At 36.2% G+C, this 11,936-nt stretch carries 10 protein-coding genes; all 10 read right to left on the reverse strand.

Annotation, left to right across the window (positions count from 1 at the left end):
• Positions 1 to 445: hypothetical protein (locus CY0110_RS26410; RefSeq protein ID WP_008278716.1), on the reverse strand; the 445-nt coding region annotated here is incomplete at its 3' end.
• Between the two features lie 2 nt (positions 446 to 447).
• Positions 448 to 2,286, reverse strand: coding sequence for a hypothetical protein (locus CY0110_RS26415; protein ID WP_157464665.1), 1,839 nt, complete (start codon positions 2,284 to 2,286; stop codon positions 448 to 450).
• A gap of 57 nt (positions 2,287 to 2,343) precedes the next feature.
• Positions 2,344 to 2,775: a hypothetical protein gene (locus tag CY0110_RS26420; protein ID WP_008278718.1), complete on the reverse strand. Its 432-nt coding sequence runs from the start codon at positions 2,773 to 2,775 to the stop codon at positions 2,344 to 2,346.
• Between the two features lie 76 nt (positions 2,776 to 2,851).
• Positions 2,852 to 4,123, reverse strand: coding sequence for a hypothetical protein (locus tag CY0110_RS26425; RefSeq protein WP_008278719.1), 1,272 nt, complete (start codon positions 4,121 to 4,123; stop codon positions 2,852 to 2,854).
• Positions 4,124 to 4,147: 24 nt separating this feature from the next.
• Entirely contained in the window at positions 4,148 to 5,068 is a 921-nt protein-coding gene (locus CY0110_RS26430) for a hypothetical protein (RefSeq protein WP_008278720.1), read from the reverse strand.
• 3 nt (positions 5,069 to 5,071) lie between these two features.
• A complete protein-coding gene (locus tag CY0110_RS26435; RefSeq protein WP_008278721.1) occupies positions 5,072 to 7,009 on the reverse strand; it encodes a type IV secretory system conjugative DNA transfer family protein in 1,938 nt (645 codons plus the stop codon).
• A gap of 9 nt (positions 7,010 to 7,018) precedes the next feature.
• The gene (locus CY0110_RS26440) at positions 7,019 to 7,807 is read right to left on the reverse strand and encodes a hypothetical protein (protein WP_008278722.1); all 789 of its coding nucleotides are present in this window, start codon (positions 7,805 to 7,807) and stop codon (positions 7,019 to 7,021) included.
• Between the two features lie 2 nt (positions 7,808 to 7,809).
• Positions 7,810 to 9,663 carry a TrbI/VirB10 family protein gene (locus CY0110_RS26445; protein WP_008278723.1) on the reverse strand — a complete coding sequence of 618 codons (1,854 nt, stop codon included), beginning with the start codon at positions 9,661 to 9,663 and terminating at the stop codon, positions 7,810 to 7,812.
• A gap of 34 nt (positions 9,664 to 9,697) precedes the next feature.
• Complete coding sequence (locus CY0110_RS26450; protein ID WP_008278724.1) at positions 9,698 to 10,468, reverse strand: hypothetical protein; 771 nt, start codon at positions 10,466 to 10,468, stop codon at positions 9,698 to 9,700.
• A gap of 228 nt (positions 10,469 to 10,696) precedes the next feature.
• Entirely contained in the window at positions 10,697 to 11,707 is a 1,011-nt protein-coding gene (locus CY0110_RS28200) for a hypothetical protein (protein ID WP_008278725.1), read from the reverse strand.
• Between the last annotated feature and the right edge of the window lie 229 nt (positions 11,708 to 11,936).

Below are 11,936 nucleotides of genomic sequence, written 5' to 3' on the forward strand. Positions count from 1 at the left end.
CTAAAGCGAAGGGAATGGCTAAAAATAAAGATAGGGTTAAATAAACAACCCATAAAAACATAAAAGGAGTAACAGCATTAAGATAAAAAAAGATAATTAAGCCAATAAAAATAGATAAAAATAAAAGCCTTAACTGACCATAAGGCATAACTTTTTTAACTAAAGAAGTCCCTTGCCAACCTAAAACAAGTTGTTTAACAATTAAACTCCAGCTAATTAAAATAGTAAAAATTAAAATAACAAGAAGTAAATAAAACTGAATCGATAATAAAGTATGAGTAAGGGGATATCCCAGACTGAACCTAGCGATAATAGCTAAAATAGGTAATTGAGCGTGAGTCAAAAAGATAATAGCATCAAGACCAAAAAAGAGGAACGCAACAAGAGCAAGAAAATCAAAAAATATAGTTCGACGAGAAGGATAATTAGATAAAGGATTAGACATGATCAACTTCGACTGAGATAAAGTTCAACGGAATTCCGAGAAGCTTGTAATAGAGAATCATCCCCTAAACCAATGGGAATATCACCATCAATCAAAGCAGCTTCCCCACCATAATAAACTTGAGCTATTCTTTGTACTTTACGTCCATTGACAAAAGGTTTGTGAGTCAGTGGGTCGATTTGCTCCTCGACATTAGATGCGATCGCCTCTATTTTAGTTTCAAAAACTTCTTGCTGTAGGGTTTTTGGAAAAAACTCATTAATTTGGGCAGTGGTAGGAGTCGCACCATTATTAACCTGATTTAACCAAGCATCTCCAGCATTGGTCTTGCCCACAGCAGCCATGACAAAGGGATCACTAGAACTTAAATTAAACATTCCTATAGAGTAACCACAGTTTTCCTGATGGCAAAGATAATTAGTAGATGCTGTGTAGGAATTAGCCGGTAGCACCTGAGAAAATTGCCAAGATGACCAGCTTATATCTTGATTAATAGGGTTGAGATTAATATCGGTATAACTAGAAGTTTGGGAACTTTGGGTAATCTGAGTGGAGTCAATTGAGGGGAGATTAGAATTTGTGGCAGTTACATTATTATTATTATTACCATTGCCATTAACACTCCCATTACTACTGCCAGTAGTAATAGGCTGATTATTCCCACTGCCAACGTTAGTAGTATTCGGGGTGGTGCTAGTAGCACTACTACTATTGAAAGTCTGTCCTTGAAAACCAGCAACGACAAAATCATTAGTTTTATGGTTCATCCAACTAACGGGGCCGATGAAGTAGGGAGTAGCACCACTACCAAAGAAACCACAACTAGCTCTAAAGCGGAAAAACAATTTAGTGGTTATGTTCCCTGTTTGCTCATTAACATCCCATAGCACAACCTTAAAAGCCGGTCCGAAGGGATGAATACCGGTAGGCTCTTGACCATTATTGATCCAAGCTAAACATCCTTCCCCTCCACTAACTTTCTGCTTCTTACCCGAAATCCATCTGATTCCTTCTACGGGTAATGAGACACTAGCCCCCTGATTTTCAATATCATCTAACTCAACATAATCACAATCTGAATAACAAGGGACATTAAACCCTTCTTTGTAGGAACCACTAAGGGTTCTGTCTTGTTGTCCTTCACGCGATCGCAAAGCATCAATACGAGCAATAACAGGATTATTAGCTACCCAAGCATTGGGCATTTGAGCAAGGGGAATAGTAGAAAAATAAGGAAGATTGGATAAATATTGATTCCCCCACCCTGGAAATTGATTTAACTGAGCTTGAGCTAAACCTGGAATAGAAGATAAAGAAAAATCACCAATTCCTAACTGTTCTAATGTAAGATTTTTAAGAGAAGAATGCCTTTTTATAAGCTGTGAAAGACGTTGGTTTCCTCCATAAGAATCTAAACCAGGAAAATGCTTAACTTTAGTATTTTTTAAGCTAGGAATAGACTGAATCAAATCAGATAAAGACTGTTGATGAATGAGAGGAAATTCTTTGATTGAAACTGAATTAATATCCCCACCACCACTATTAATCATGTTGGAAATGGTTAAAGTTTGAGGTGAAAAGCTTTCAGCTAAATCCCCTAATTTTAAGACTTGAGTAACATGATATCCTGCTTGCCATTGACGAGAAATGTCATAACCGATATCACTATTGTAATCAGCAGGAATAGACCCATCTTGTTCAATGGTTCCAAAACAAGCAAAACTTAGTTTAGTTTGAAGTTCAGATGGAGTTGAACCACAATCAATAGTAGTAGCAACTGAAGGAATTTTTAAGCTTAATAAACTTATAACGAGCGAAGGAAATAATAAATGTTTAAACATAATATTTTTTAAAAAGAACATAAAAAGTTCCCCTTATTTTAGGGGAACTGCTGAAACTTAAACCTTTAATATTTTTTGGATTTTGTCAGTGTTTTCGGGAGTAACACGATTAATCAAAGATACGCCATTAAATTCAAACATAGCTAAAATTCCGTCAAAATAAGAGTGAAGAAAAACTTGTTCTTTAGAAGGTATTTTTTCAAAATTAGGTACTTTCTCAACAAAATAACGAGAATATTGGGGTTGAAAAATAAACCACTGCTGAAGTTTATCATTACAATAATTTTTTACTTCATTAGGAATTTCGTCAGGTAAAGGAGTTTTTAAATCCTCTATTAATTTCTCGACAACATCAGGGTATTGATAGAGAGTATGTCGAATGCGATCTCGCTCTGCGAGTGTGACAGCATCGCTTTGAGGTTTAAGACTATCGACAAATTCTTTAATGTGGTTCGGAACTTGTGTCGAAGGGGTGACGATAGAAGTCATAATTTTCTCCTCAATTTTGAATAGTTCAAATGTATTGAATGTATAGATTAAAGTCTAACAAAAAATTTTAGAAAAATCAGCCTAAAGTTTGTAAAACTTCACGAGTTTGGTCTTTTTGTGCTTTGCGTTCAAAATAACTGTCAAGCTGAGGCTCTAAATTATTTTTAAGTTGGGCGATCGTTTCAGAAGGTAATTTACCTTCTATATGCTCCCATTGGCCTTGACCTAAACTACGAGCTTTTAGAGTATGACCTTGAGATGAGGTAAAAGTCATGGTTTGATCGTCGGGATTATATTTAAGATTAGACTCGTTGCTATTGACTTCATAAGATTCATGGGATTTTAAGATTTTGGTAAAAACAGGCATAGCTGTTTCTGCTTGAAGTTGTTGATGTTCTTGCTCAAATGTTTGAGAAAGAGAATCTAAGTCTGCATAAGATAATGAGTTAATATCATCATTGGTTATTTGATGTCCAAAACCATCATCTAGATATTTTTCACCTTGATAAGCTCGAACAATATATTGATCATTTTCTCCTACAGACCTACCTTTCGGTAAAGTTTGCATTTGTTGAGAAACTTCTTGAATTAAATTATTCCGTTTTTGGGACTGCTCTTGATTCAGTTCAACTGGTTTATCTTTGATCTCTTTAAGGATTTGACTAGCATCTACCTCAGAAGATTTAGACACGAGTGAAGGATTTTCTAAAGACTCATCAGCCCGAAAATCTATTAAAAAATCACCTTGATTATTAAGTAAAGAAAAAGTGGTTTCACTGGTAGCAATGACTTGATAATCCCCCACTTGATAAGTTTCAAAGGCTCCAGTTACAGGATCTACTTGCTGAGACTCATTAGGGGAAAGTAAACGCCCTTCTTTAATCTTATCTAAAGCCGTTTTCATAACAGCTTTAGTTGCTATTTCTTCAGGAAGAGAAGAAATTTTCTTTCCTAAATTAACAGTTTTAGCAGCAAGATTATCTTTAAAGCCTTGTAATTTATTCTGAATTGATTCAGAAGAAAGAGAGTCTTTAAAAGATTGAAACCACCCTTTACCTTTCTTTTCCTCCTTTTCAACTGTTTCTATTACTTCACTTCTAAAGGATTCGGTTTGTGATACTTTCTCTTGATGAGATTTGTTAAAATCCTTGAATAAATTTCCTTGAGGGTCTAAATTAGTAGTATCAGACTCAAATCGAGCAGGAATAGCAGCAAATTGTTGAGCCGTTTTAGCATCAATTGAGTTAAGGATTTCATCATATTTTTCATTAATTTTCTCGGATTGCCGGATTAACACGGCATTATTTTGAAGTTGGATGACGGCTTGATTCGTTTGTTGTTGAGACATAATGATAATGTTATTAGTGAGAAATTATAAAGTAAAATTAGAGGATTGAGAAGAAGGAGGATAACGAATAGATTGAGAAGAATTAAGCTCATATTGAAGTTCATTAAGGGAAGTCTGGCTTAAAGTCCCTGAAACATATTCCCATTGATTCTGTTCATTTAATTGAGCCACTAAAGTTTCACTATTATTAATAGTCAAAATAGCCTTGCCTTGATGATAACGTAGCTTTTTACGTTGATGTAATTGAGAAAATAAGTGATGTAAAAAAGCTGGATTCTGAAAAGGATTAGACTGATTAGAGTGAAGAGAGTTTATGGATTTTTTATCTTCTGAACCTTCAAGATTCAACTGATTATCTGAAAAAGAAAGAGGAAAGAAAATATCTTCATTAGAAGAATTAGAATTAGATGTTATCTTAGACTGATTATAAGTTGACGGTGAAGTAACTAAAGACGGTTGAGAAGATAGGGGATTAGTCAACTCTTGATTAACATTAATAGTTGAATTTGACAAATTAGCCATTGATTTTCTAAGGGTTAAATAAAAAGGAAGAAAATCAAAAGACTCTTGATTAGAATCAAACCTTTTATTTAATTCATCTTCGATTAACCAATGACCAATAAGAGCATCACCTAAAGTTAACTCATTTTGCTTAACCCCTAATTGTAATCGATTAGTTCCGACAGCTAATTGTAATTGATTATAATTATTACTTAATAATAAATTAGAGCCTTGTCTAATTTCCCAATCAGTCTGATTATCAGTCTGATTTTGCTCAATGCTTTGTAAAATACCTGAAAGATTTTCAGGAGTCAAATTATTAACAGTCTCTCCTTTAAATTGACCATATTTTAACTCATCTTGGTGATAAATTGTTAAAGGCTCAGTACCAAGATAAGATAAAAAATCATTAGTTGAAGTTTGAGCTTGACGAGGAATTAACATAATTTAAAACAAGTCATTTAAGTCAGGGATAGGGTTATTAGAAGATTCTTCTTGAGAGACTTTCGGCAAGAAGAAATTAGCTAAATCTTCCCGAAAACTCATAGCAGCTTGAAGAGAAATAGTCGGATCATCTGATTGTGTTTGTCTAGAAGATTTATTGAGATTAATCGAAGATTTATATTGTCGTTTTTGAGCTTGTTGACATAACCAAGGATAGACTTTTTTATCATATAAACTCTCGCATTGTTTTTCAAGAGAAAAATAAGATTTAGGGAGAGGAATTTTGGTTAAATGCCAAGGGCGAATACGACTTTTACGTTTTTTGTCTCTAGGGTCAGTTAGAGTTTCACGATATTCAGTGCCAATATAAATACACTCCCCTTGAATCATGCTATTAATTTCATCAGCACTCATAAGAGGTAATTGCATCACTTGTTCACTGGTACTTTGAGAACCGCCTCCATTCATACCAAAGTTACGACTACGAGACTTATTTTTAACGATAGTTTCGGTTTGTCCTAAAAAATCAGATAATTCTTTAGCGGTTTTTTGAGTGCCAGGATTAAACCAAAAACGATGGTTAGCCGGTCCTCTAATAATCTCTGAATTTTCTCTACCATAAGCTTTTTCAAGTTGATTAAATTCTTGATAGCCTAAGATTAAAACTAAACCTTTTGAACGTAATTCATTAGCCCAATTAGGAACTTCATTTAACGTCAGAGTAGGAAATTCATCAATAGAAAGAATTAAAGGACAATCTCGTTTGGTGGCGAAATTAAGGTTAACTAAAATGGTCATAATCGCAGCAATGAGGGGATTGACTACGTTACGACGTTGGCGATCGCTCTGAAAAACCAGTAATTGTTTACGTCCTAACATCAAATTCACATTAGTCTTGCCAGTGTAACTAGGAAGAAAATGAGGTTGTTGAAGTTCTTCAAGAAGATCGTTAGCTTGTCCGATGATGCCCCCAGAAGTAGGAGCAGCATCTTTGACAGAGATAATTTGCTGAAAAGGTTGGCGTACCCAATAAGGAAGATAAGGGCTACTATTTTCTTTGGCAGTAGCTAAGCGTTTAGGAAAATCAGATAAGCCAAGAAACTTAAAAGCAGTGGCTAAGTCGGCGGTTTGATAGTGAGCAATGCCAGAAGCCATTTGCTTTTCAAGGTCTGTGGCATTTTTATGATTTTGTGTAGAGATCGCCCATTCTTGAGTAAACTTAGCATATTGAAGAAGGGCAGTCATCAGCCGTTCACCAGCCGGGCCAAAGAAACCATCTTTCTTATCTCCATTTCCTCTAAGATTTTCTTGAAAGGTTTTGGCAATGACACTAGCCATAGCCTTATCATTGCAATCTCGCATGAAATCTAAGGGATTAATAGTACAACTAAAAGGTCTGCCAGGAGAAAAAACCTTGACATCGTAACCTTGAGACTTAGCATAAGTAAGAATAAAAGGAGTTTGACCATCGGCTCCACGTTCGTCCGCTTTGGCATCATATAAAACAATAGGATGACCTTGTTTAATGGCCGAGAGGAGCATGGGGTTAATAACGGAAAAGGTTTTGCCAGAACCAGATTTTCCCACCACCTCGATTAAAGGGTTGCAAGTAGGAACAAGAATAGCAGGGGGAGATTTAGTAATAAGGATTTGAAGGGAAATAAAAAAACTAAATCCCCAATTAAGAAATGGACGCTGCCAATCGGGTGTACGCTCGAATGAGGGAAGTTGGAACTTTCCAATAACAAGACAAACGGATTTAACTTGTGGGTTGCGTAATTGATGAATACCAACTTGAGTCCCTTTAGCAATAACATCGGGGCTGGCCCAACTGGCAATCGTGAGTCTTCGTTTAGAATTACTCCCTCCCCACAACATCAGGGTGAATAAAATAGTCATGCCCAAAATCATTTGTGCTTCAGGAGTGGCTAAAAAATCCATTTTTCTACCTTATTCCTCCTTTTGTGGGCTTAAATCAGAAGAATCAGAAGAATCAGAAGAATCAACAGGTTCGCCGATTTTGATAGAAGGAACCCCCTGACGCACCAAAGGAACCAAAAAATTTAATTTCTCACTTTGGGCTTTTAAGCCAATTTCTCCGAGTTTATTAAGAACTTGAAGAGGAACATTAGCTTGATGAGCAGCTTCATCGAGGGTCATGAATTTGGCTTTGACAAATAAAGTGCGAAGTTGCTTAGTAATCTCATCGTCATTATTAAGTTGACCAGTAGAAAGCAGATGGGCTAAGCCAAGTTGAAGATGTTTAAGGTTAGCTTGTCCTAGAGCAGTATCAACAGTTTGTTCTGTTGGAGAATAACTCGGAGGAATAACTCGCCATAGTAATTCAGAGTCAGGAACTATTTTGGCAAACTGAACCACCACCTGATAAACATTTGTGTCCCCATTAGAAGAACGAGTATTGATAATAATATTCGGTTCACTGGTCGTGGTAGCCCCAGGAGTTTGTATTTCCTCAGTTTGACGCAAAATAAATGTAGTCGCTTGTCCTGGGGGTTGATTAGTATTGTAGATTAGTTGACTATCATCGCTAACGACAAAATGCTCAATGACTTCACCATTGTCAAAATGCAAAGTAGTGGCTTTACCTGGAACCACTTTAAGAGTAAGGGGATTTGATTCTAAGCGATTAGTAGGAATATCAACGGCTTGTGAAGGACTAGAACTAGAAGTAACCAGCAAAACTGATAGAAAAACCCCAAAAGAATATCTAGTAAACATGATTAATTAATCTCCAAAATAGCGTTAACTAAAATAGTGACCTCTGTGCCGTTATTAACAACATAAATAGGTTGTTGATTCGCATATTCATTAGTGGCTTTTTCGGCACGTTGTTCGAGTCGGCCTTTAAGAGTAGAGAATAACCCTTCAGCTAAACCCGTCATTAAATTTCCCTGTTGATTAGTAGTGGTAGTAGAATTAAACCCAAAACTATTCGTATTAATTTGAGTTTGAGTATCAGGAGTATTAACTCGATTGAATCCAGCTTGGGCTGCACCTAACGCCCCTAAAAAAGCATCTTGAGTGGCAATATTACCCCCAGGATCGTTAAGAACATTAGCCATCAGAGGTTGAGTATTGTTTCCGAGAACTAACAGGGTACTAGAAGGAATTTCAATGGTTTGCCATTGTTGTTGGGTCTGATAAGAAAAAGTAATAATTTCAGCAATGACCATGCCATTAGTCGTAACATTAGTGACTTTTCCTGAAAAAGAAGTCCCCAAAGGTAAAACAATTTTTCCTGATTGATCGACAAGAGGTTGAGTCAGTGTCAACGTAAAAGGACGAGGATTATCTTTCATCTCATTCGTCCAAATAATGGGGGTTTCTAATCTAGCTTTGAGTTGTGTTCCTACAGGAAAGATAGTCGGTGATCTATGACTGGTTAACTGAGAAGTCAAAGATGAAGGTGTTGGTGAAGGGGATGGTGATGTTGATGTTGATGTTGATGAGACAGTTTTTTGATTTTTATAAGTAGGTAAAGAATTTTGAGGGGAATTACCAGAAAGAAGTTTAATCGGTTGTTCACTATTATTCGTTTCAGGATTTAAACTAACAAGAAATGGCTCTTTTTTCTGAGCATAATAACTCCAATTACTCGGATTAGGTATAGTTTGAGACTTGTTGTTTAAGGAAATACGAATAACAGGAATTTTTGAAGGGGGTTGATTAAGGAGGTTAGGGGAGTTACTAACATTACTATTAGCAATGACTGGATTAGAATTAGCTAATTCTTGCTGGTCTTGTTGTTGCTCAGATGGAGCAAAGCCACTCCAACCTCTTTTAGCTAAAGTTTCCCGTGATGGTAACTGTTTGGGTTGAGAATTGGGAGTTGTGGCATTGTTAGGGGGTGAAGTAGGAGTAGGAGGACGAGAAACCTGTCTAACTCTAGAAGGGGAAGAAGAAGCGTTAGGGGGTTGAGTGGGAGTAGGAGGACGAGAAACTTGTCTAACCGTAGAAGGGGGAGGAGAAGAATTAGGGGATGGAGTGGGTTGAATAGGTTGAGTAGGTTGAGCAGGTTGACTCGTAGTCTGAGGTTGTTCGTTTTGAACAACTGAAGAGACAGAGGGTTCTACTGGTTCATCCCCTAATAAAATTAACTGAGCCGTTTTTTTCTCAGACTCAAGTTGTGCTAAAGCAAGAGGATCTAAAGGTTCTTCGGTTTCTGTTGATTCAGATTGATTGGCATTAAATGAATTATTAGACCCATTAAACAGCATCAGAACTAAGGCAATAATTAAAGCAACAACTCCAGTGCCTAAAATAACAAGTAAAATTCTCAAAAGAACATTATTGCCAGGTTGATTGTTAGGGTCAACCTCTAATTCTAAAGGTTCATCTTCATAATTCGGTTCTAATAATTCATCATCTAATTCATTATTATTAGAACTTGATAATCGTGAAACTAATGAGATTTCATCAGCTTCATTATCTTCATTATCAAGAGCCTCATTGGATTCAGTTAGTTGAGATAAGTTATTATTAGCTCCTTGATTTGACGCTTCTTGATTTGAAGTAGAAGAATCAGGCTCTGGAGCAAAAAAATCATCGTCTATGGTTAAGGTTTCAACTTTCATAATTTTCTAAAAAATCACTCTTCGTTAACTAGATTTAAGGATTGTATGGCTTAGCTTCAACTAATACTAATCCCGATTGTTGTAAGTTCATGAGCAAGCGACGCATAGCAGAAGTTGTGTCATCTTGAGTTAGAGGAAGATAAGGCAAAACAGCTTGCCAAACAAAGGTCTTTTTTAAGATAGTTTTTTTATCGAGTTGACCTTGAATGCGTAAAGAATGAGTAGCAATGACATCAATTTCGTATAAATCTCGTCCTACTTTGCGTGGAGTTGATAAAAATTGAACATGAAGATCACTTTCTCCAGTTTCAAAGATATTCTGAGGGATTTGTTGAACAATCTCAGACAATAAAGCGGTACTTATACTGCCTTCAATTAACTGAGAAGCCCAGTAAACCGTAGAAGGAATAGTATATTGTTGGTTATCAAAAGCAAATTGAAAACCAGGGTCTTCTTCATTAGAACCAGGAAGGGTATTATCCCATTGCCAGAGCATGGTTAAAAAAGTCCGAGTAGTTTCTTTAATGACTTCTTCGTGACGAACAAACACATCAGATTCAACGGCTTGAATGGCAGTTCCATCATTAAGTTGAACAAAAGTTGTTGGTTTAGAATTAGCTCTCAAAAGTGAATAAATTAAAATCAAATTAGCTATAGCCAAAACACCAGCAATAGCACAAATAATAAAAAAAGAGCTAGTTAATGGGGTTTCATTACCTACATATTTTGCCGATTGAGAAGTTGACGTTTCAGTGATTTCTCCAGAAATCAAAGGGTCTTCCGTGTAATTATTGTTAGCTAACATGAGTCTCAAAATTGAAGTAGTAAATTAGAAGTAAATTAATTGAAAAGTGTTGTGAAAAAACTACAAACTACTTAGGCAGGAACGACTTTAACCACATTCACAACGGCATTAGTAATGCCTTTAGCAACATCATTGGCAGCGCGAGAAATACCTTGATAGAGACTAATTCCGCCAAAAGTTCCGACACCTCCTGCTAATAAGGAGAAACAATCGCCGCAAAAGTAAAAGCTAAATCAGAAATAGTTTGAGGAATACCCGAAACGCCGGCAGTATACCTGAAGCTGAAGTCATAGAGACAACGGTAATCGCCATAAGTCCGGTCAAAATGCTGTAGCCCAAATTAATAGCCAAAATAGCCAAAAATCCACTAGCCCACGTCCAAAACATTCGACCCGCAATAGGTAAAGCGGATAATCCAACAGCAATGGGAGCAAATAAAGCAGTAAGTAATAATGCCAGTTCAAGAGAATTAACCACAGCCCATTGCAAAGCTTGTAAAATAGATTGAGCAATGGAAATAAAAGGAGAAATAAACATATTTTGCATGATTTGAGAAGGACTCAATCCTTGCGTAACCCCTTGGATGACCGAACCCGTATTCTGAATAATTCCACAAACAGAAATTAAACCACACAATAAACTAGCAACATTACCTGGTAAAGCATTACTACTACCTGCCATCACTTGTTGAAGGGCATTAACCTTATCAGGAGAAGACATACAATCTTGTAAAGCTTGACCACTTTTTCCCACACAATCAGCAAAAATTTGTTGAGTACGAGTATTAGCTGCTTGAGTTTGCGCTAAAGAATTAACCGCATCTTGTAAACTAATTCCTGCCACTTGCTGTTGATACAATCGGCTTATTTGATGGTAGCTAACTGTCCGAACCAATCGAATACTGTTAGCTAGAAAAATGCCTTTATTTAACATTAGAATGCCAATAAAGAAAAAAGGAATGACCATCTGAATAATCGCCCTCATATCATATTTGGCTTCATTAAAAATCTCATTCGATTTTTTATAGGCTGTCCAAATAATACCAATGACAATAAAAATATTGCCAATACCAATTAAACCTTCCCATAAAAAAGAATTTGAACTAACAGCATCATCCCAGAGTGCATTCCAAGCAGTAGCATTAGCTCGCATTAAAGCATCAGCACTACTAAGAATATTAATACCTGAATTAGCTCCAAAAGAGTTATTTGCTTGTAATAAAATGGGTTGGATCATCATACAAAACCTCACAGTTAAAATCAGTTATTGTTTTCTCAGTCATCAGTCAAAAAAATAATTAATCATTACTACTTAAAGGAATGAGAAAAACGCCACTCATAGTAGAAGCTTGATTAATAGGAGCTTGAGAAAGACGCTGGTTAGCGGTAATTTGCTCACTAGCCATTTTCAGTTGTTCAGCTTGAGTAACAGCTTGCATTGAATCTAAAAGTTGTTGTTGTTTAGCCGT

This window comes from Crocosphaera chwakensis CCY0110, assembly GCF_000169335.1.
Lineage (GTDB): Bacteria > Cyanobacteriota > Cyanobacteriia > Cyanobacteriales > Microcystaceae > Crocosphaera > Crocosphaera chwakensis.